This window comes from Sinorhizobium glycinis, from assembly GCF_001651865.1.
In the GTDB taxonomy this organism is placed as follows: Bacteria; Pseudomonadota; Alphaproteobacteria; order Rhizobiales; family Rhizobiaceae; genus Sinorhizobium; species Sinorhizobium glycinis.
Map to the genome: position 1 here is coordinate 1 of NZ_LPUX01000060.1, position 21927 is coordinate 21927.

A 21927-nucleotide genomic window follows, 5' to 3' on the forward strand; every position below is an offset into this window, starting at 1 on the left:
TTCTGAGCCAGGATCAAACTCTCAAGTTGAGAATTCAATCATTGGCATTACGTCACGTCTGAATCGACGAGAACTCACACCCTTCTTCAATCGGCACCAACCTAAGTCGGCACCGAGAAAACTGGTGTAGTCTCTTGATAAACGTGACCGCCAAAGTCTCTTTCCAGGACCCGATCTCTCAGGTCCCGCGAGCTCCGCCGCCCACGTTTCTCTTTCTCTATCTTCAATTGTCAAATAACCGACGAAACAGAAAGTCCCGTCAACGTTCCCAATCAAGCCAAAACTCGCGTCCCAGCCCCTAAATCAGCAGCGCCAATCCGTAAGGAAACTCTAGAGCGAAAGTCGTCGTCGCCAGCAGCGCCGCCGCCCTCGTCAGTGATTGGGCTTATAGACCCACACCCTTTGAGACGTCAACAACCTTCTTCAAAAAAACTTCAAAAAACGACAAGTTGCTGATTTTAAAGATGTATTTTAAATGACCTCGAAGCGCGTCGGGAATCGGCCCTAAGGTCGGCCGCGAAATGTTGATCGTTTGGTAAAATCGCCTCGTCTCGCGCATTCTCGCGTTGAAACGCGATATGCTCGCCGTCGAAGCCGCTTTTCCGCGGTCGCCAAAGGCTGCTAGTCTCCGGCGCATCTTAGAGAGGAGAATTCGGAAATGCTGGTACTGGATACGGCTCAGACACGCGCGGCTCTGCCCTGGGAGGGGCTCGTCCAGGCGCTTCATGACATGTTCGCAAAAGGATGCGTCATGCCGGTGCGCCATCATCACGATGTCGAAGTGCCCGGCGAGGCGGATGCGACGCTGCTCCTCATGCCCGCCTGGCAGCCAGGCGCCTATATCGGCGTCAAGATGGTTTCGGTCTTTCCCGGCAACCAGACCCGCGGCCTGCCGGCGATTCATGGCAGCTACCTGCTTTCCTCCGGCAAGACCGGCGAGTTGCTGGCGATCGTCGACGGCGGCGAGCTGACGGCCCGGCGAACAGCCGCGGCTTCCGCGCTCGCGGCCCGTTACCTGGCGTGCGGAGATGCGAGCCGGCTCTTGATGGTCGGAACCGGACGGCTTTCGGCCAATCTCATCGAGGCGCACGCCTCCGTCCGCCCGATCCGAGAGGTGGCGGTCTGGGGCCGCGACCCGAGGAAAGCCGAGGCGACCGCGAGGGAACTCGACCTCGAGGGCGTTGCGGTTTCGGTTGCGACGGATCTCGAGGCGGCTGCGTGCGAGGCGGATATCATCTCCTGCGCGACGCTCTCTTCCGAGCCGCTGATCCGCGGCGACTGGCTGAAGCCCGGCGCGCATCTCGATCTGATCGGCGCCTTCAAGCCGACGATGCGCGAATCGGACGACCGCGCCGTCGCCCGCGCCACGATCTTCGTCGACACGCGCGCGGGCGCGCTCAGCGAAGGCGGCGATATCGTCCAGCCGCTCAAGGCCGGCATCATCACGGAAGCCGCAATCCGTGCCGACCTTTTCGAGCTTGCCCGCGGCACACATCCAGGACGCACCGCACCGGACGAAATCACGCTGTTCAAGTCCGTCGGCGCCGCCCTCGAAGATCTTGCCGGCGCCGTGCTCGCCTTCGAGGCGCGTCTGGCCAAGGCATAGGTCCGAGGCTCTGCCTTGTCCGGCAGGCGCTTCACCGAAACGTGACATCGGACCGCAGCGACCTGCATTGACGCCGGATGGCCTTGCCGTACTTTCGGTCAACAGCAAGGCGGGAGGAAGCGGCAGCCATATGATCCGGCGGGCAGGAAAAATCATCATCGCGGCGGCGACGCTGGCGCTTGGTTTTGCGGTCGATGCGTCCGCCACCGACGCTGGCGATTGGGAGGCCGTCGTCGCCGAAGCGAAGGGCCAGACGGTCTATTTCAACGCCTGGGGCGGCTCCGACAACATCAACGCCTATATCCGCTGGGCGGGCGGCGAGATGAAGGCCCGCTACGACGTCGACGTCGTGCATGTGAAGCTCGACGATACGGCGAAAGCGGTCGCGACGGTCGTTGCGGAAAAGGCGGCGGGGAAGAACGACGACGGCGCCGTCGACCTCATCTGGATCAACGGCGAAAACTTCGCGGCGATGAAACGCGAAGGCCTTCTCTTCGGCCCCGGCTGGGCGACGAGGCTGCCGAACTGGCGCTATGTCGATCACGAAACCAAGCCGACTGTGCTCAGGGATTTCACTATTCCGACCGAGGGACTGGAGAGCCCCTGGGGCGGCGCCAAACTCGTATTCTTCCATGATTCGGCCCGAACGCCGAAAGTCGACCTGCCCGATTCAGCCGCAGGCCTCCTGAAATGGGCGGAGGCCAATCCGGGCCGCTTCTCCTATCCGCAGCCGCCGGATTTCACCGGCACGTCCTTCCTGAAGCAGGTGTTGGTCGAACTCATAGACGACAAGGCCAAGCTGCAGCGCCCGGTCGACGTCGCGACCTTCGCGACCGATGCCGCGCCCTTGTTCGCATATCTCGACAGGCTGACCCCGCTTCTGTGGCGGCAAGGGAAAGCCTATCCGCAGAATTACCCCGACATGAAACAGAAGCTCGCCGATGGCGAACTCGATATCATCTTCGCCTTCAATCCGGCGGAAGCGTCATCGGCAATCGCCAATGGCGAGCTTCCGGAGACGGTGCGCTCCTTCGTCTTTTCCGGCGGCACGCTCGGCAACGCGCATTTCCTTGCCATCCCCTACAACGCGACGGCGAAGGCCGGCGCGCTGCTGCTTGCCGATTTCCTGCTTTCGCCCGAAGCGCAGCTGCGCAAGCAGGATCCGAAGGTCTGGGGCGACCCGACCGTTCTTTCGCTGGCAAAGCTTTCACCCGAGGATCGATCCGCTTTCGAAAGTCTGGACCTCGGCATCGCCACGCTGAATCCCGACGAACTCGGACCGGCGCTCGACGAACCGCACCCGGACTGGATGACGCGGATCGAGGCTGAATGGATCCGGCGATATGGGGCAGCGAATTAGGATCAAGGCGCCGCGGGCAGGATCGCGCGCTCTTACCGCGGACACGCTTCTTGCCCTCATCCTGGGGCTGCCGATCCTTGCCGGCCTGGCGGGGGTCATCCTGCCGGCATTCGGCTATCTTCCGGCGCTCGGCGGTTCGGGGTTGAAACGCGACCATTTCGCCGAGCTTGCCAGCCAGCCGCATATCCTGCGCTCCAGCCTCACCGGTCTCCTGGCCGGCCTTGCCACAACCGGCGCCGCCGTTGCGATCGTCGGCACTTTCCTGGCGGGCTTTGCCGGGACGCCGGTCTTTTCGCGGATTCAGCATTTGGTATCCCCGTTGCTCGCTGTTCCGCATGCGGCCGCCGCCTTTGCGCTGGCGTTCCTCGTGGCGCCGTCGGGCTTTCTCGTTCGGCTGGTTTCGCCGGAACTGACGGGCTTCACGCGGCCACCGCAATGGCTCGTTCCGAACGATCCGCTCGGCTTGTCGATGGTCGCGGGACTGATCACCAAGGAAGTTCCTTTCCTCTTCCTGATCGCGCTTGCAGCTTTGCCGCAGCTCCCGCTTCGCCAATCTCGACAATTGACAGCGGCGCTTGGCTACGGGCGCCTGGGCGGCTTTCTCGTCAGCCTCTGGCCGGCCCTCTACCGTCAGATCCGCCTGGCGGTGTTCGCGGTCCTTGTCTACTCCGTCTCCGTTGTCGACCTCGCCATCATCCTCGGGCCGCAACTGCCGGCAACGCTGCCGGTGCGGATCGCCCAATGGACGGCGGATCACGACCTCGGCGCACGGTTTCTCGCCTCGGCGGCCGCCCTGCTGCAGTTGGCGATCGTCCTTGCGGCGGTGGTGATCTGGCTCCTCGTCGAGCGGCTGGGACGATTTGCCCTCGCTCGGCTGACCTATTCAGGACGGCGCCTGCGAAACGACGCCGTGCCTCGGTTCGTCTCGGCTTGCGCAATGGCCGCCTGCGCCGCTCTCATCTTTCTCGGCATCGCGATCCTCTGCATCTGGTCGGTCGCCGGGCTCTGGCCGTTTCCGAATGACTTGCCGGCAGAGTTGACCCCGCAAACCTGGCTGCGCACCCTGCCGCAGCTCTGGCCGGCACTCCAAACCACGATCGCGCTCGCTCTGGCGGCGGCGGCGCTCGCCCTGCTTTCCGCCATCCTGCTGCTCCATCACAATGGCGCGTCGGGCCGTGGCGGGAACGGGCCTCGCTACCGATTGCTCTATCTTCCCCTGTTGCTGCCGGAGATCAGCTTCGTATTCGGCTTACAGATCCTGATCGTCTCGGCAGGGCTGAAGCCAGCCTTTGCAAGCGTGCTGGCGGTGCATTTCCTGTTCGTCCTGCCTTACGTCTTGCTGTCGCTTTCGGCGCCGTGGCGCGAGCTCGATCGGCGTTTTGAAAACATCGCGGCCGGCTTCGGCAAGCCCTCGCTGCAAATCTTGTTGACTGTCCGACTGCCGCTCCTTCTTCGCGCATGCCTTACCGCCTTTGCCGTCGGCTTTTCGGTCTCCATCAGCCTCTATCTTCCGACGTTGCTGATCGGTGCGGGGCGGCTGACGACGATCGCCACCGAGGCGGTGGCGCTTTCGTCAGGCGGTGACCGGCGGGTGATCGGCGTCTATGCGCTCGTCCAGGCATCCCTGCCCTTCCTCGCATTTCTCATTGCCTCGCTTGGCCCCCAGTTGCTATTCCGCAACCGCCGGGCAATGAGGACATGAATGCTGGACATCGCCGAGACAAGACCCCTGACGCTGGCGGACGTGACCATCCGGCTGGCGGGACGGACCCTGCTTGCCGTTTCGGCGACGGTGATGCCGGGCGAGGTTCTGACGATCATGGGACCGTCCGGCTCCGGCAAATCCGCCTTGCTCGCCTTTGCGGGCGGCTTCCTCGATCCGGCATTCGACGCCAGCGGGCGGCTGCTGATCGGCAAGGGAGACCTGACGGTCGTTCCCGCCAACCGGCGGCACGCCGGCATACTGTTCCAAGATCCCCTGTTGTTCCCCCACCTCTCTGTCGGCGGCAACATTGTGTTCGCCATACCGCCTGCGGTCAGGGGACGTGAGGCGCGGCGCGCGCTTGCCGAGCGGGCGCTCGACGAGGTCGGGCTCGCCGGTTTCTTCGACCGCGATCCCGAAACGCTCTCGGGCGGCCAGAAGGCGCGGGTGGCGCTGCAGCGGGTGCTGGTCTCGGCCCCGCACTTCCTGCTGCTCGACGAGCCCTTCTCGAAGCTCGACGCGGCGCTGAGGCAGCAGATGCGCGAGCTCGTTTTTTCCAGGGCGAAGGCGGCGGGCCTGCCCGCCCTCCTTGTCACCCACGACAGCGCCGATGCGGAGGCCGCCGGCGGCAGGGTGATCGAAATCGGCGGGGAGGAGAAGCCATGAGGTGCGAGCTTCCGCCCCTCCCCGTCCGGGAGATCCTGCCTGCGCTTGGCGAAACGCTCGGAGTATCGCCATCCGCCGTATTGTCCGCGCCGCCCGGGGCCGGCAAGACGACGCTGGTGCCGCTTTTCCTGCTTGATCAGCCGTGGTTGAACGGCGGCAAGATCATCCTGCTCGAGCCGCGGCGGCTCGCGGCTCGGGCTGCGGCCGGGCGGATGGCCGAGCTGCTCGGGGAGAAGCTGGGCGAAACCGTCGGCTACCGCATGCGGCTCGACAACCGCATTTCGGCGAAGACGCGGATCGAGGTGGTGACCGAAGGCGTCTTCACCCGGATGATCCTCGACGATCCGGAACTCGCCAGCGTTTCGGCGGTCCTTTTCGACGAGTTTCACGAGCGCTCGCTCGACGCCGATTTTGGTCTGGCGCTGGCGCTCGACGTGCAATCGGCGCTGCGCGACGATTTGAAGATCATCGTCATGTCCGCGACGCTCGATGTCGACCGCGTCGCCGGACTGCTTGGGGATGCGCCGGTTCTTCAGAGCGAGGGACGGAGCTACCCGATCGACGTCCGCTACGAAAGCAGAGGCACTGGTGAAAGCGTCGAGGATGCGGTGGTCCGCACAATTGTCGAGGCGCACCGGTCCGAGGAGGGCTCGATCCTCGCCTTCCTGCCGGGCCAGGCCGAAATCACGCGCACGGCAGAGCGCCTCGCCGGCCGTTTCGACCAGAACACGGTGATCGTCCCGCTCTACGGAAATCTCAGCCAGAAGGAGCAGGATGCGGCGATCCGGCCGCCGCCCACGGGCATGCGCAAGATCGTGCTGGCGACCTCGATCGCCGAGACCTCGATCACCATCGACGGGGTGCGCATCGTCGTCGACAGCGGCCTGCAGCGGCTTCCTGTCTTCGAGGCATCGACCGGGATCACGCGGCTGGAGACCGTCCGCGTGTCGCGGGCCTCCGCCGACCAGCGTGCCGGCCGCGCCGGGCGAACCGAGCCGGGCGTCGCCATCCGGCTGTGGCACGCCGGCCAGACGGCCGCGCTCGCCGCCTTCACGCCGCCGCAGATTCTCGCCAGCGATCTTTCAGGCCTGCTGCTCGACCTTGCCCATTGGGGCGTCGCCGACCCGTCGTCACTGAACTTCATCGATCCGCCGCCGGAAACGACGCTGCGCGAAGCGCGCAGCCTGCTCGTCGAACTGGGGGCGCTCGACACGCATGGGGCGTTGACGCCGAGGGGGCGGATCATCCGCGATCTGGCCTTGCCCGTCAGGCTGGCGGCGATGGCCGTTTCGGCGGCGGAAGAGGGGCAGGCGCACGAAGCCTGCCTCCTCGCGGTAATGCTGACCGAGCAGGGCCTTGGCGGCAACAGCCTCGACATCGAGGATCGGATGCGGCGGTTCCGGAGCGAGCGGACCGACCGGGCGGAGGCGGCGCGGGGGCTTGCTAGACGCATGGCCGCGGACCTCGCCGCGTCGAGGGCCAGGGGCGAGCCGGCCCCGCCGGGTCCGCTGCTCATGCACGCCTTTCCGGATCGAATTGCGCTCCAGCGCGGCGGCCGCGGCCGCTTCGTGATGGCCAACGGCCGCGGCGCGGAAGTGCCGGAGACCGAGCGGCTGGCCGCGGCAGGGATGCTGGTGATCGCCGACCTGACGGGACGAGCCGGCGCCCAGCGGGTGCTGGCGGCTGCGGAAATCACCAGGGCCGATGTCGAGTCGCATATGCCCGAGGCGATCGTCACGGAGGAGCAAAGCTTCTTCGACCGGGCGAGCCGCCAGGTCAGGGCGCGCCGTGTGACCCGGCTCGGGGCGATCATTTTCGACGAGGCGCCGCTGCCGCGACCGCGGGGCGAGGCAGCCGCCCGGGCGATCGCAGACGGCGTTCGCCAGTTGGGACTGGCTGCCGTGCCGTTTCCGAAGGACGTGGATCAATTGCGCGACCGCATCGGCTTTCTTCACCGCTTGATCGGCGAGCCCTGGCCCGACATGTCGGATACGGCGCTCATTTCCCGTCTCGATGAATGGTTCGTACCGTTTCAAGGGGAGGCCGGCGGCATCGACGGAATCAAGGCCCGCGACCTCACCGACGGTCTGATGTCGCTCGTTCCCTATGAGCTGCAGCGCGATCTCGCGAGGCTCGCTCCCACACATTTCGAGGCGCCGACCGGCCAGCGCCACCCGATCCATTACGACGGCGACGAACCGCTGCTTTCGATCCGCGTCCAGGAACTCTTCGGGCTCAAGGCGCATCCGGCGATCGGCGACGGGCGGCTGCCGCTGCTGCTCGAACTGATCTCGCCCGGCCAGCGGCCGATCCAGACGACGCGCGACCTGCCGGGCTTCTGGGCCGGCTCCTGGAAGGACGTCCGAGCCGACATGCGCGGGCGCTATCCCAAGCATCCGTGGCCGGAGGACCCGGCCAACGCCGTGCCGACGACGCGCGCCAAGCCGCGCGGCACATAAGGCTGGTTTGTCGTTCCCGTATCGCGATAGACTTTGTAGCGGGCGCACGAGGGGACCGGCGGGTAGAATGGCGACGATGACACTCGACAACGAACTCAACAGCAATCGCAGCCTCAGGCTGCAGACGCTCGTGCGTCTGCGCTGGCTGGCGGTCGGCGGCCAGGCCGTCGCCGTCATCGTCACGGCTCTTTGGCTGCAGTTTCCCCTCCCGCTCGTTTCCTGCTCACTGCTGATCGCCAGCCTTGCGCTGCTCAATGTCTTTCTGACCATCCGATTCCCGCCAACGCATCGCCTGACTGCGGCAGCCGCTTTCGTGCTGCTCGGTCTCGATCTCGCGCAGCTGACGGCGCTGCTTTTCATCACCGGTGGGCTTGCCAATCCCTTTGCGCCGCTGCTGTGCGTGCCGGTGATCATCTCGTCGGCCTCGCAGCCGAAGCCGCACAGCATCGTGCTCGCCGGTTTCGCGGTGATCGGCGTCACCGCGCTCGCCTTCTCGCCCTTCCCGCTTCCCTGGTATCCCGGCACGGTGCTGTTGATGCCGCGCGTACTGACGGCGGGCATCTGGTTCGCGATCGTCTCGATGACGGCCTTTGCCGCCTTCTACACCTACCGCGTATCGCTCGAAGCGAGCGAGCTTTCCGAGGCGCTGACGGCAACCGAACTCGTGCTCCAGCGCGAGAAGCACCTGTCGCAGCTCGACGGACTCGCGGCCGCCGCCGCTCACGAACTCGGCACGCCGCTTGCGACGATCACCGTCGTCGCCAAGGAGATGGAACGGGAGCTTGGCGACGATCCGCGTTTCGGCGAGGACGTCCACCTGCTGCGAAGCCAGAGCGAGCGCTGCCGCGACATTCTGAAACGCCTGACGACGCTATCCTCCGAAAGCGAGGAGCACATGCGGCTCTTGCCACTCTCCTCGCTGATCGAGGAGGTGATGGCGCCGCATCGCGAATTCGGCATCCAGATCAGGCTCGTCGAGAAAGGCGACCGCGCCGGCGAGCCGGTCGGCAATCGAAATGCGGGCATCCTCTACGGCCTCGGCAATCTTCTCGAAAATGCCGTCGACTATGCGCGGGAGGCGGTGACGGTGACGGTCGAACACACGGCGGAGCGCGTCAAGGTGACGATCGAGGACGATGGCGATGGCTTCTCGCCGGATATCCTCGCAAGGATCGGTGAGCCATACGTCACGCGGCGACAGAAGGAAGACAGCGCCGGAGGGTTGGGGCTCGGCCTCTTCATCGCCAAGACGCTGCTGGAGCGATCCGGTGCCAGGCTGCGTTTTGAGAATAGCCCCGGTGCCCGGGTCAGCGTCGAATGGCCGCGCGCGCTGATGGATACGAAACTGGCGAAGTGATTTATGGCAGTTTATTGAAGACCACTGCATGTTTCCTTAAATCGTACTCGATTTAAGGATAAAAACATGCAGCGTTTCAAAGTGCTACAGCGACCTTTGTGCGTTTGATAAGACGCACGGCGCTGTAGTGGGAAAAACCCACATAGTTTCAGCGCAACCGCCCAAGTTTTGGCTCCGGATTTGAAAGAATGATCGAAAAATCGACGGGTGCTCACGTCACCCCAGCAGATGCCGAACTGATCGGACCGGATCGGACGCTTTTGATCGTCGATGACGACGGGCCTTTCCTGCGCCGCCTGGCGCGCGCCATGGAGGCGCGCGGCTTCACGGTCGAGATCGCCGAATCGGTCGCCGAGGGTATCGCCAAGGCCAAGACGCAGCCGCCCAAACATGCGGTCATCGATCTGAGGCTCGGCGACGGCAGCGGGCTCGACGTGATCGAGGCAATCCGTGGCCGCCGCGACGACACCCGGATGATCGTGCTCACCGGATACGGCAATATCGCCACCGCGGTGAACGCGGTGAAGCTCGGAGCGCTCGACTATCTCGCCAAACCGGCGGACGCCGACGAGATTTTCGCCGCCCTCGTGCGGCGCCAGGGCGAGCGCGTCGAACTGCCGGAAAACCCGATGTCGGCCGATCGCGTGCGCTGGGAACATATCCAGCGCGTCTACGAAATGTGCGAACGCAACGTCTCGGAAACGGCGCGGCGGCTCAACATGCACCGCCGCACACTGCAGCGAATCCTGGCGAAGCGGGCACCGAAATAGGCGGCGTGTGCCGGTTTCCCCCTCTCGTCCGCGTGCTCGGGTGCCCCTCATCCGCCTGCCGGCACCTTCTCCCCGCAGGCGGGGCGAAGGGGACTCGGGGCGCCTGACCAGCTCCTTCACTGCATCTTGCGTCGGGAAGGAAGAACGGCACACTCGTCCCCTCTCCCCGCTCGCGGGGAGAGGGTTAGGGTGAGGGGCCAATCTCCCTCTAACGCTACGGCTCATCTCGCGTGCCGGCGACGATATCGCGAATCGATTGGCCCAGCTCGCCGTTTCTCTCGGCCGCCCATTCGGCAACCATCAGGCGCTGCGCCGCCGTGCGGGCAAAGGCCTGGGTCAACGATTTGCGCGTCGCCGGTGCCAGGCGATGCTCCGGCGCTTCTCGCAGCATATGCGCTTCGTAGCCATCGGAGAGGAGCAGTCCGCATTCCTCCGGGAATATCTCCAGCGGCACCTGCGCATGGGTGGCGAAGAACAGGCGATCGCAATGGAGGCGGTAGTCCGGCCACTTGCGGTCGACACGAAAGTCCTCGATCGACGTCTTGATCTCGACGATCCAGATCTCGCCTTTCGGGGAAATCGAGATCAGGTCGGCACGCCGGCCGCTGGCAAGCGTCAGTTCCGGCAGCACCGCGTGGCGCAATTCCATGAACAACCGCTGTACGCCGCGGCGCACCTTCAGCGCCCGCTCGGACTGACGTCCGTCGCAGAGCGGATTGTCGCCATGGATCGATAGGATCGTCATCGTCCCACTCCGGGTCTTGTCACATCGCCTTGTTGCAAAAAAACCATCGTCACGGAATTTGCACATTTCGGCCGAATTGCGGCCACGCGATCTCTTGCGCAGGGCACTGCAATCGCAAATAAGCTGGCGGCCGGGCACCCTCCCCCCGAGATTTCCTGATCCCCTTTTACGAGACCCCCATGCGCTTCCGCAACGCTCTCCTTTTGTGCAGTCTGGCGGCGACTGTCTTCATCGCCGGCTGCTCGCAAACGACGTCCACCGCAGGCTCTGCTCCCGAGGGCCAGAAAGTGGCGACCAACCAGATCTTTACTGGCAATTATGGCGCCGTCGAGGACCACGGCTATCCGTTGCCGGCGATCCCCATCAACCGCCTCGACCAGCGTTTCCACCGCCAGATCGTCGATTACGACACCAAGGAGCGGCCGGGCACGATTGTCGTCAACACGCCCAATCGCTTCCTCTATTACGTGCTGCCGGGCGGCAAGGCGGTGCGCTACGGCATCGGCGTCGGCAAGGCCGGTTTCGCCTGGGAAGGCGAGGCCTATATCGCCTGGAAGCAGGAATGGCCGACCTGGCATCCGCCGAAGGAAATGGCCGAACGAAAGCCGGAAGTCGCCAAATATGTCGAAGAGGGCATGGGCCCCGGGATCACCAACCCGCTCGGCGCACGCGCGCTCTACCTCTTCAACGAGGAAGGCAGGGACACGCTCTTCCGCCTGCACGGCACGCCGGAATGGGCCTCGATCGGGACGGCCGCCTCATCCGGCTGCATCCGCCTGATGAACCAGGACATCATCGATCTTTATTCGCGGGTTCGCCCCGGTCGAAACACGCGAGTCGTCGTGCAGCAGTAAGTATCTACAGCTTGAAATGCGAAGGGCCGCCGGTCGATGCCCGCGGCCCTTTCGTTTTGTCGTTGACGGTGAGCGTGGTCGTCTCGGCTGCCCCTCTCCTCGGGTTTAACCCGAGGACTAACCCTCTCCCCGCAGGCGGGAAGAGGGGACTTGAGAGGCCGCGGCGAGTCTCCTTCGCCCCGCTTGCGGGGAGAAGGTCGCGGCAGCGGGATGAGGGGCGTAGCCCTCCGTGACCGTTTCTTACGCCTTCACCTTCCACTCCAGCCGCCGGCGATGCAGTACCGGTTCGGTGTAGCCGTTCGGCTGCTCGCGGCCTTTGAGCACCAGGTCCAACGCCGCCTGGAAGGCGATCGAATCGTCGAAACGGCCGGCCATCGGCGCGTAGCTCGGATCGCCGGCATTCTGCTGGTCGACGATTGCCGCCATCCGCTTCATCGTCTCGACGATCTGCGCCTCGCTGACGATGCCGTGGTGCAGCCAATTGGCCATGTGCTGCGCCGAGATGCGCAGCGTCGCGCGGTCTTCCATCAGGCCGACGTTGTTGATGTCGGGAACCTTGGAGCAGCCGACGCCCTGGTCGATCCAGCGCACGACATAGCCGAGGATGCCCTGGGCATTGTTGTCGAGTTCGCGCTGGATCTCTTCTTCGGTCCAGTTCGGCCGGGCCGCCACGGGCACCGAGAGAATATCGGCGAGCTTTGCACGCGGCCGGCTCTTGAGACCCGCCTGCACTTCGGCGACGTCGACCCGGTGATAGTGCGTCGCATGCAGCGTCGCGGCCGTTGGCGAGGGAACCCAGGCGGTGTTGGCGCCGGCCTTCGGATGGGCGATCTTCTGCTCCAGCATCGCGGCCATCAGGTCCGGCATCGCCCACATGCCCTTGCCGATCTGGGCGCGGCCGGAAAGCCCGCATGCGAGGCCGATATCGACGTTCCAGTTCTCGTAGGCGCCGATCCAGGCCGCCTGCTTCATGTCGCCCTTGCGGATCATCGGGCCGGCTTCCATCGAGGTATGGATCTCGTCGCCGGTTCGGTCGAGGAAGCCGGTATTGATGAAGACGACACGGTCGCGGGCGGCGCGGATGCATTCCTTGAGATTGACGGTGGTGCGCCGTTCCTCGTCCATGATGCCCATCTTGATGGTGTTCGCGGGCAGCTCAAGTGCGGCCTCGACGCGCGAAAAAATCTCGCAGGCGAAGGCGACTTCCTCGGGTCCGTGCATCTTCGGCTTGACGACATACATCGAGCCCGAGCGCGAATTTGCCCGCCGGCCGTTCGGGCCGATGTCGTGCAGCGCGATCAGCGCCGTCACCATGGCATCGATCAGGCCTTCGGGCACCTCGCGGCCGTCACGGTCGAGGATCGCCGGGTTGGTCATCAGATGCCCGACATTGCGTACCAGCATCAGCGAGCGGCCCGGCAAGGTCAGCGTCGTGCCATCTGGGCTGGTGAAGACGCGGTCGGCGTTCAGCTTGCGCGTGAACTTGCTGCCGCCCTTGGCAACCTCTTCCTCGAGGTCGCCCTTCATCAGGCCGAGCCAGTTGCGATAGACGACGACCTTGTCCTCGGCGTCGACGGCCGCAATGGAGTCCTCGCAGTCCATGATCGTGGTGATCGCCGATTCGAGGATGATGTCGGAAATACCGGCCGCATCGGCCTTTCCGATCGGCGTCGTTGCGTCGAGAACGATCACGACGTGAAGATTGTTCCGGGTCAGCACGATCTCGGAAGGCGCCCCAGCCGAGCCGGAATAGCCGGCGAACTGAGCCGGATTGCGAAGCGTCGTCCGGGCGCCGCCCGTCAGGGTCAGCGACAGCGCAGCCCCATCGACAGCAAGCGCAATGACCTCGTTCCAGCGCCCCTCGGCGAGCGGAGCGCTTGCGTCGAGAAAATCGCGTGACCAGGCAATGACCTTGGCGCCGCGCGCCGGATTGTAGCCCTTGCCGCGCTCGCCCCCGTCAGTATCGGGAATCGCATCGGTGCCGTAGAGCGCGTCGTAGAGTGACCCCCAGCGCGCATTGGCGGCGTTCAGCGCGTAGCGCGCATTCATCACCGGCACGACGAGCTGCGGCCCGGCAATGGTTGCGATCTCGGCATCGACATTGGCGGTCGACACGGAAAAATCCGGTCCCTCCGGCTGGAGATAGCCGATCTCCTTCAGGAAGGCCTGATAGGCATCGATATCGACCGGCGCGCCGTGCTCGCGATACCAGGCATCGAGCTTCTCCTGGAGGTCGTCGCGCTTGGCAAGAAGAGAGCGGTTCTTCGGTGCGAGATCGTGAACGAGTTGCGAGAAGGCCGCAAAGAAATCGTCCGGATCGACGCCGGTGCCCGGCAATGCCTCGTCGACCAGGAAGCGGTGGAGGCCCGCATCGATCTTCAGATCATGTTTCTCAACGCGGTCCATTCGGCAGCTCCTGAATCTCTCAATGCCAGATTCCAACAATTAGGAGCGAGATGCATTCGGAAAAGCATCTTCAGCCTTTCCCGATCCCGCTCACGCGCGCGGACTGTCTCTCATCAAACCGTTCGCTGTCAATTCCGCAAGGATGCGAAGAATTATTTCCAAATCGGAAAAGATCGGAGGGGGTGAGGAAAGGTGCGAAGCAGTCTTCCGCCCGCATTCCGCTCTACTCTTAGAAAATGATCTTGGGTCGATCCGACCCAAATCATCGTGATCTAGTGGTGCGCGATGCGCGGCCGGCCACTTGCCGAAGCGATGAAGCGTGCCTCGACCAGCTTGCGGCTGCCCTCGACCTCCGGGGCGTCGATTTCCTCCCAAGCCGTCGCGGCGGGTTCTTCCGCGCCGTTGGCGCGCGCCGTCTCGAGCGCCATCGTCTCGGCGCGGCGGCGGGCGACTCCGAAGGCCTCGTCCTGATCGATGAAGCGTTCGCTCGCGCCGGCGCCGTTGACGATGAAAATGCCCTCCTCGGGCGTCGTCACGAAGACGGTGACGGTGGCGCGCACCTGGCCGACGACGGCACCGACGGCATTTGCGACGCCGGCCTCCGCGGGAATTGCCGCTTCGGTCGCCAGCATCTCGGCGATCGCCGGATAATAGACCGGCGCGGAGGCCCCGAGGCCGACGAGCGGGCGGTCGAGGCCCAGCGAAAAGCGGACGATGCCGGGCTCGCGCTTCAGCGCCCGGTCGACGGCCAGCGAAGCGGCCGGGTCGATGGCGCCGGCGCCATCCTCATGCAAGCAGGCCTGCAGAATCACCTCCGAGGATTGCCGCGTCAGACGGTCGACGATCATCCGCGCCAGCATCTCGGGAGAGCCGGCGATCGGCTGGCCGGAGCCGTCCTTGGTCCGGGCGGCGATCTTCAGTCCGAGCAGCGCGGCCTCGGTGTTCCATTGCGATTGCTTGCCGAGCACGTGCATCGCGTCGGACGGCGTCAGGGCGCAAATATGCACCAGTCCGCGGGCGACGAGCCGGTCAAGCGTCGCCTTCTGCGGCGTGCTGACGATCAGCTCGGCGAGCGTGACCGGCACCGCGCCGATCCTGTCGTAGAGGGCCTGCTCCTGAGGCTGCAGGCCGCGCGCCAAGTGGTCGGGCAAGCCGGTGCGCACCGCAAGACGGCCGTCATGGCGGCCGGCATGCGTCGCCCGCAACTGCCTGTCGAGCACGGAAATTACCGCATCGCCATACAGCGCCGCCGCAAGGCTCAAGGGCAGGAAGCGGCGCGGACCGAGATCGATCCTCGCCTTTAGTCCGCGATCGTTGATCTTCACCTCCGAATCGCCGCCAAGGCCGTAGGTGCGCATGGCGACCGCCTCGACCATGGTGCGGAAGCCGCCGACGACGGCGCCGTCCGCATCGAGCCGCGGGCGGCCGGCATCGAGAACCGCGACATCCGTCGTCGTGCCGCCGATATCGGAGACGACGGCGTTTTCGAGCCCGGTCAGATAGCGCGCCCCGACGAGGCTCGCGGCCGGTCCGGAGAGGATCGTCTCGATCGGCCGCAGCCGCGCCTCGGCGGCCGAGATCAGCGCGCCGTCGCCGCGCACCACCATCATCGGCACGTCGATGCCGCGCGCCTTCAGGAAATCCTCGCAGGAGCCGACCAGCCGGTCGATCATCGAAACCAGCCGGGCATTGAGAAGCGTGGTCAGCGCGCGCCTCGGACCGCCGAGCTTGGAGGAGAGCTCATGGCTGCAGGTGACCGGCAGATGCGAGACGTCGCGGATGCGCTCGCGCACTCGGTTCTCATGCTCGGGGTTGCGCACCGCGAAGTAGCCGGCGATCGCGAAGGACGACACCTCGGTGGCAAGCGACGGCAGCGCCTCGTCGAGCGCGTTCATGTCGAGCGGTGTCTCGCCGCCATGGACGTTATGGCCGCCGGGAAGGAAGATCACCGGATCGGCCCCCAGCGCCTCCTGCAGGCCGTCGCGCTTCAGATCCTCGGGGCCGAAGCCGATCATCACCAGCCCGGCGCGGCCGCCCTGCCCTTCGACGAGCGCATTGGTGGCGAGTGTCGTCGAGAGCGAGACGAGGCTGATGGCCGAGACGGGGACCTTCGCCTTTTCGAGCACGGCTTCCACCGCTCCCGATATGCCTTCGGCAAGATCGTGCCGGGTCGTCAGCGCCTTGGCCTTGGCGACGACGCCGGCCGCTTCGGTAAAAAGGACGGCGTCGGTATAGGTGCCGCCAGTATCGATGCCGAGAAGGAGATGCGAGGTCACTTGCTGCTTAAGTCCAATATTGAGAACCGGGCGAAGCCCGGACAAGAAGGGATCGTGCGGTGATAAGGCATATTTCCGGGAAAGGCTATCGCGTGGCAGCGACCTTTGCGGTCGGATCAGGTGAGATGGCTACTGCGCATGGTGGGTACCCCCCTCTGCCCTGCCGGGCATCTCCCCCACAAGGGGGGAGATCGGCAAGAGGCGACGTCCCGCGCGACGAATTGCGTTTCGTTTATTGGCGACTCGGCCGTTAGAAGTTTCGCTGTGGGCAGGACTTTGCTGCTGCCCAATCTCCCCCCTTGTGGGGGAGATGCCCGGCAGGGCAGAGGGGGTGCGCCGCGAAGTGCTACCCCGCCCGCACCGACACCTTCATCGGCAACCCGCCCCTCGGCTGGGTCGTCAGCCTCTGCACCGGCCAGGGATGCGTCGCCTCGGTCAGGTCGAAGCGGAAGCGGTGCATGATGACGGCAAGCGCGATCACCGCCTCCTGCAGCGCAAAGGTGGCGCCGATGCAGACGCGGGGACCGGCGCCGAAGGGCAGGTACTGGAAGCGATTGATCTTGTCGCGGTTTTCGGGAAGGAAACGCTCGGGGATGAAGGCGCGCGGCTTCTGCCAATAGAGAGCGTGACGATGCAGCGTCCAGGGCATGACCAGCACCGATATGCCCTTGCGGATCGGCACGCGCTCGCCCTCCGGCGACGTCCACTCGTCGTCCTCGATCGCGGCGCGATTGATCGAGGGCGCCGGCGGATAGAGCCTGAGCGCCTCCTCGAAGGCGGCGAGCACATGCGGCATCCCTTCGAGCCACTCGACCGGCTCGGCGCCGCTTTTCAGAACCGCATCGATCTCCTCTTCCATCGTCTTGCGATAGTCCGGTGTGTTGGCGACGCAATAGAGCGTCCAGGCGAGCGCCCGGGCCGTCGTCTCGTGGCCGGCACCGATGAAGGTCAGGATGTTGTCCTCGATCTCGGAGGTTGAAAGCCCCTCGGGCCTCTCGAGCTGCAAAAGCAGCGTCAGGAAGTCGTTCGGAACTTTTTCGGGCTCCTCCGCCATGCGCCGCCGGCGCTCGGCCATCGTTTCGGAGACAACACCGCGAAAACGATCGAGCACCTTCCGACCACCGATCCGGGTGAGGCGCGGCACCCATGCAGGCGCCACGAGAAGGTCCATCGGATCGACGCGGCCCATCCGCTGCAGCAGTTCCTCGACATTGGCGGCGAAGCCCTCCTTCTCGACGGCGATTTCGCCGGAAAAGAGCGTCTCGGCGAGGATCTCGAAGGTGAGTTCCGTCATGTCGACGGCGACATTGGTGACGAAGGGCTCGGAAACAGCGCGCTCATAGCGCTCCCTGAAATGCTCCGAGACCCGCAGCATCTGGCCGGCAAAGCCTTTTGCATGGCGCGGCGTGAAGACCGGCGCCATCGCCTTGCGGGACCGTTTCCACACCTCGCCTTCCGCCGTCAACAGGCCGTCGCGCAGGATGGGGCGGAGGATCAGCCGCCGGACTTCGGACATTTCGTAATTGGATGCATTCTCGACGAGAATATAGCGGATCAGACCCGGATCATTGACGATCAACGTGCGCTGGTTGATGAACTTCGTCTCGATCCAGGGGAGCGTGTAGGAGGGCTCGCCCCAGAGTTCGAGCGGGTTGCGCAACACCGTGCGGATGATCTCAATCCGCGAAGGAATGTGGGTGCGCGGGACGGGCGCGGGCGGCTCGAACGGCTCCGGTCGCGTGTCCATGATCATGCCTTTCCTGACGGCCTACCGTTTCAGCTTTTTGGGGCGCAATCAAGAAGATGATTCACGTGAAGCACGATCGAAAATGCCGGCGTCTAAAGCAAGCCCTCGAGCTCGGCGAGCTTGTCGTTGACGAGCCAGCCATAATAGTTTTCTTCCGGCCAATGGACCTTACCGCCCGCATTCTTCGCCGCAAGCGCCGCGGCGCGCTCATCCGGGCTCCCGACATTATAAAGCGTCGCCGTCAGGCCAGGATTATGGGAAATGTCCATGCCGGCGATCGACCGATAGGCGTCGATCGAATGGCGGATCGAGGCGGCCATATAGGCGAGCGAGACGTCCGGATCCATGATCGCCTCGTAGACGGCGCCGGCATTGTTCTCGTCGAGGCGGTCATAGCCGGAGACGCGCGACACCATGTCGGTGAGCATCAGGGCCGTCAGCGGATTGATCTGGCCGAGGCCGAAGGTCTGGCCGGCGAAGAAGGGCTGGAAGAAGACGGCGCTGAAGCGGTTGTTCGGGAAGGTTTGCCCGCCGACCGTGCGGCCGCGGAATTCACGCTCCCAGACCCGCTCCCGGCAGCTCCACAGCGCATAGGACGTCTTCTCGCCGGCACAGTCGGCGAATTGCGGACGCTTGACGAATTCATCGACGGACTCGCCGTCATAGCCGAAATGGAAGCTGTTGCCGGCATAGGCGGCCGCCTTGACGTAATAGGCCTGCAGGCGATCATAGGCGTCGACATTATAGGTGTGCTCGCCGACGACGGCGCCGATCATGTGGATCGGGGCGATGCCGTAGGCGGCGGCAGTCGACTTGATCTTTGCGACGAGCTTGCGGTCGTTGGCGAGCAGCTCGCGCACCTTCTCGTATTTCTGATCGAAGGAGGTCCGGCCGGCCTTGGTGCGGCGAAGCGAAGCGCCGGGAACACGTGGCTGCTCGGCATGCCGGTTGCCTTCGGGAACCATGCGGATCTCGGCCGCGGCCGGTTGCGCCGCGGAAAGGCAAAGCGTGGCGATAAGAAGCAGGCAGGCGGTAAGACGCACGTTCAATTTTCCTGTGAAGGGGCCCCGATTCGTCCGGGCGCGGCCACTGCATGATTCCTTAAATCGGAATCGATTTAAGGGCAAAATCATGCAGCACTGAAAAGCGCTACAGCGACCTTACCGCGTCCGATTGGACGCGCGGCGCTGTAGGGCAGAATCATGTCGGAATAATGCCCCGTTTCGACCGATCGTCGATGGCTCTAGAAAAAAAATGGGCGCCTGTCGAGTGACAGGCGCCCCAGAGTGCGGTGATCGACGCTATTTGGCGCGCCACTGCGGCGCCGGCGTCACAGAATGTAGCGCGACAGGTCCGTATTGGCGGCAAGGTCGCCGACATGCTTGCGAACATAGTCGGCGTCGATCATCACCTTGTCGCCACCGCGGTCGGGGGCGTTGAAGGAGACATCGTCGAGGACGCGCTCCATCACCGTCTGCAGGCGGCGGGCGCCGATGTTCTCGACATTGGCGTTGAGCTGCACCGCGACTTCCGCAAGCGCGTCGATCGCATCCTCGGTGAAGTCGAGCGCCACGCCCTCGGTCTCGAGCAGCGCCTTGTACTGGCGGATGAGGCTTGCCTCCGTCTCCGTGAGGATGCGGCGGAAGTCCTCCTTGGTCAGCGCGCGCAGCTCGACACGGATCGGCAGGCGGCCCTGCAGCTCGGGCAGGAGGTCCGACGGCTTCGACACATGAAATGCGCCGGAGGCGATGAAGAGGATGTGATCCGTCTTCACCGGCCCGTATTTCGTCGCGACCGTCGTGCCCTCGACCAGCGGCAAGAGGTCGCGCTGGACGCCCTCGCGCGAAACGCCGGCGCCGATGCCGCCGTCGCGGGCGGCGATCTTGTCGATCTCGTCGAGGAAAACGATGCCGTCGTTTTCCGCCGCAGCCATGGCCTCACGCTGGATCTGCTCGTTGTCGAGCAGCTTGTCGGACTCGTCGCTGACGAGCAGCTCGTAGGAATCCTTGACCGTCGTCTTGACCTTCCTGGTCCTGCCGCCCAGCGCCTTGCCGAACATTTCCGACAGGTTCAGGACGCCGATATTGGCGCCCGGCATGCCCGGAATCTCGAAGCCGCCGGGCGCACCGGTTTCAGCGACGTCGATCTCGATTTCCTTGTCGTCGAGCTCATTGGCCCTCAGTTTCTTGCGGAAGGAATCGCGCGTCGCCGGCGACGCCGTCGTACCCACCAGCGCGTCGAGCACGCGCTCTTCGGCGTTCTGATGGGCCTTGGCCTTGACGTCGGCGCGCTTCTTCTCGCGCACAAGCGTGATGCCGACCTCGACAAGGTCGCGAACGATCTGCTCGACGTCGCGGCCGACATAGCCGACCTCGGTGAATTTTGTGGCTTCCACCTTGACGAAGGGAGCGCCGGCAAGCTTGGCGAGCCGGCGGGAAATCTCCGTCTTGCCGACACCGGTCGGACCGATCATCAGGATGTTCTTCGGCATGACCTCGTCGCGCAGCTCGTCGCTGAGCTGCTGGCGGCGCCAGCGGTTGCGCAGCGCGATCGCCACGGCGCGTTTCGCGTCCTTCTGGCCGATGATGTAGCGGTCGAGCTCGGATACGATCTCTCTGGGTGAAAAATTGGTCATGAATTCCTCTCAAACTCGGTCCGCGTCAGCTCCATGAGAAGGGTCCGGCCGGACTCGTCTATCCATTCGGCGAAGGGCACGAAACCGGCCTTCGCATAAGCTCTGACGGCTCGACGGTTGCCGGCATCCGGATCGATGACGATGCGGGCGGCACCCTTTTCGAACAGCCTTCCGGCAAAGGCCTTGAGCGCGAGGGCCGCGACGCCCTTGCCGGTCATTTCAGGGGGGCCGATGAAGATATCGACACCCGGCGTGTCGGATGACAAATCCCTGGCCCACGGTTCCTCGTCATATTGCGAGGGGATCCAGGACTGGATGTAGCCGGCCGGTTCGCCCGCCAAATGAAAAATGAACCCGTCGACCTCGCCGGTGGAACAGCCCTCGCGGATCAGCCCGAGTTCCACATCCGGATCGCCCCACCATTGTCGAACATGCGGTTCCGAAAGCCAGGCAAGCAGCATCGGCAGATGGCGATCGGCCACCGGCTCGAAGCTGACATCTGCCCGGTCAGTCGGCATCCAGCGTCTCCATGACGACATTGTGGTTGGTATAAACGCAGATGTCTCCGGCGATCTGGAGAGCGCGTCGGGCGATCTCTTCGGCAGACTTGTCGCTGTCCATGAGCGCGCGCGCCGCGGCAAATGCATAGTTGCCGCCCGAACCGATCGCGATCGTCCCGTGCTCCGGCTCGAGCACGTCGCCATTGCCGGTGATCGCCAGCGTCACCGACCGGTCGGCGACAAGCATCATCGCCTCGAGATTGCGCAGATATTTGTTGGTGCGCCAATCCTTGGCGAGCTCGACGGCAGCGCGCATCAGCTGGTCGGGATATTGCTCGAGCTTCGCCTCGAGCCGCTCCAGAAGCGTGAAGGCGTCGGCGGTCGCGCCGGCGAAGCCGGCGATCACGTCGCCCTTCGACAGGCGCCGGACCTTGCGCGCATTGCCCTTCATCACCGTCTGGCCGAGGCTCACCTGGCCGTCGCCCGCCATCACCACCTTGCCGCCCTTGCGCACCGTGATGATCGTGGTGGCATGCATCGTTCCGTAAGGATTGTGTTCGCTCATGAGAATATCCTGCAGCCTCGGAGACCCCAAGGCGTTGCGGCTCGAAAAGCCTGGTTGCTTGAGGCCTATGTAAGTCGGCGCGGCGCGATTGCAAAGGCCGGGCGCAAATCGCTGGAATCCGCCACTCGTTGCGGATCACGCCTGTTCATCGGCCCCGATCGAATTTCCGTTGCAGTTCTGGATATTTCGCGCCTTGCCTGATATGGAGCGGCTCTGGAATGGAACGAGGCGGTGGATGGCGGTCTGCCATCCGCGATCGCTCCGGCCTATCGAGTGCAG

The 21927-nt window shown here is 64.6% G+C and carries 16 protein-coding genes; 8 read left to right on the forward strand and 8 right to left on the reverse strand.

The window, feature by feature from the left end:
* The first annotated feature begins 658 nt into the window (after window positions 1–658).
* The 7 genes from lhpI to AU381_RS13655 all read left to right on the forward strand — a co-directional run bounded on the left by lhpI (window position 659) and on the right by AU381_RS13655 (window position 9920).
* Window positions 659–1606: a bifunctional Delta(1)-pyrroline-2-carboxylate/Delta(1)-piperideine-2-carboxylate reductase gene (gene lhpI, locus AU381_RS13625; RefSeq protein WP_064242295.1), complete on the forward strand. Its 948-nt coding sequence runs from the start codon at window positions 659–661 to the stop codon at window positions 1604–1606.
* A gap of 130 nt (window positions 1607–1736) precedes the next feature.
* Complete coding sequence (locus AU381_RS13630) at window positions 1737–2966, forward strand: ABC transporter substrate-binding protein (RefSeq protein ID WP_064242637.1); 1230 nt, start codon at window positions 1737–1739, stop codon at window positions 2964–2966.
* Window positions 2950–4668: an ABC transporter permease gene (locus tag AU381_RS13635; RefSeq protein WP_064242296.1), complete on the forward strand. Its 1719-nt coding sequence runs from the start codon at window positions 2950–2952 to the stop codon at window positions 4666–4668. Before AU381_RS13630 ends, AU381_RS13635 begins: the two co-directional genes overlap by 17 nt.
* A complete protein-coding gene (locus AU381_RS13640; protein WP_064242297.1) occupies window positions 4669–5334 on the forward strand; it encodes an ATP-binding cassette domain-containing protein in 666 nt (221 codons plus the stop codon). It abuts the gene before it with no gap.
* Window positions 5331–7793: an ATP-dependent helicase HrpB gene (gene hrpB / locus AU381_RS13645; RefSeq protein WP_064242298.1), complete on the forward strand. Its 2463-nt coding sequence runs from the start codon at window positions 5331–5333 to the stop codon at window positions 7791–7793. The genes AU381_RS13640 and hrpB overlap by 4 nt, the downstream gene beginning before the upstream one ends.
* A gap of 67 nt (window positions 7794–7860) precedes the next feature.
* The gene (locus AU381_RS13650; protein WP_064242299.1) at window positions 7861–9150 is read left to right on the forward strand and encodes an ActS/PrrB/RegB family redox-sensitive histidine kinase; all 1290 of its coding nucleotides are present in this window, start codon (window positions 7861–7863) and stop codon (window positions 9148–9150) included.
* Window positions 9151–9338: 188 nt separating this feature from the next.
* A complete protein-coding gene (locus AU381_RS13655; RefSeq protein WP_064242300.1) occupies window positions 9339–9920 on the forward strand; it encodes an ActR/PrrA/RegA family redox response regulator transcription factor in 582 nt (193 codons plus the stop codon).
* A 214-nt stretch (window positions 9921–10134) separates the two neighbouring features.
* Here AU381_RS13655 and AU381_RS13660 read toward each other — a convergent pair whose 3' ends face one another.
* A complete protein-coding gene (locus tag AU381_RS13660) occupies window positions 10135–10665 on the reverse strand; it encodes an MmcB family DNA repair protein (protein WP_064242301.1) in 531 nt (176 codons plus the stop codon).
* A 179-nt stretch (window positions 10666–10844) separates the two neighbouring features.
* On the opposite strand from AU381_RS13660, the gene AU381_RS13665 reads away from it, so the two are divergent.
* Complete coding sequence (locus AU381_RS13665; protein ID WP_064242302.1) at window positions 10845–11519, forward strand: L,D-transpeptidase; 675 nt, start codon at window positions 10845–10847, stop codon at window positions 11517–11519.
* Window positions 11520–11759: 240 nt separating this feature from the next.
* On the opposite strand, the gene AU381_RS13670 is transcribed toward AU381_RS13665, so the two are convergent.
* From AU381_RS13670 to hslV, 7 genes are all read right to left on the reverse strand, one after another.
* The gene (locus AU381_RS13670) at window positions 11760–13925 is read right to left on the reverse strand and encodes a malate synthase G (protein ID WP_064242303.1); all 2166 of its coding nucleotides are present in this window, start codon (window positions 13923–13925) and stop codon (window positions 11760–11762) included.
* A gap of 272 nt (window positions 13926–14197) precedes the next feature.
* On the reverse strand, window positions 14198–16201 hold the full coding sequence (locus AU381_RS13675) for a hydantoinase/oxoprolinase N-terminal domain-containing protein (RefSeq protein ID WP_064242638.1): 2004 nt from the start codon (window positions 16199–16201) through the stop codon (window positions 14198–14200).
* 346 nt (window positions 16202–16547) lie between these two features.
* Complete coding sequence (locus AU381_RS13680) at window positions 16548–17948, reverse strand: cytochrome P450 (RefSeq protein WP_064242639.1); 1401 nt, start codon at window positions 17946–17948, stop codon at window positions 16548–16550.
* 92 nt (window positions 17949–18040) lie between these two features.
* Complete coding sequence (locus AU381_RS13685) at window positions 18041–18991, reverse strand: DUF1402 family protein (protein ID WP_064242640.1); 951 nt, start codon at window positions 18989–18991, stop codon at window positions 18041–18043.
* A gap of 287 nt (window positions 18992–19278) precedes the next feature.
* Entirely contained in the window at window positions 19279–20583 is a 1305-nt protein-coding gene (hslU, locus tag AU381_RS13690) for an ATP-dependent protease ATPase subunit HslU (RefSeq protein WP_064242304.1), read from the reverse strand.
* A complete protein-coding gene (locus AU381_RS13695; RefSeq protein ID WP_064242305.1) occupies window positions 20580–21101 on the reverse strand; it encodes a GNAT family N-acetyltransferase in 522 nt (173 codons plus the stop codon). The genes hslU and AU381_RS13695 overlap by 4 nt, the downstream gene beginning before the upstream one ends.
* Window positions 21091–21648: an ATP-dependent protease subunit HslV gene (gene hslV, locus AU381_RS13700; RefSeq protein WP_064242306.1), complete on the reverse strand. Its 558-nt coding sequence runs from the start codon at window positions 21646–21648 to the stop codon at window positions 21091–21093. Before hslV ends, AU381_RS13695 begins: the two co-directional genes overlap by 11 nt.
* Window positions 21649–21927: the final 279 nt, after the last annotated feature.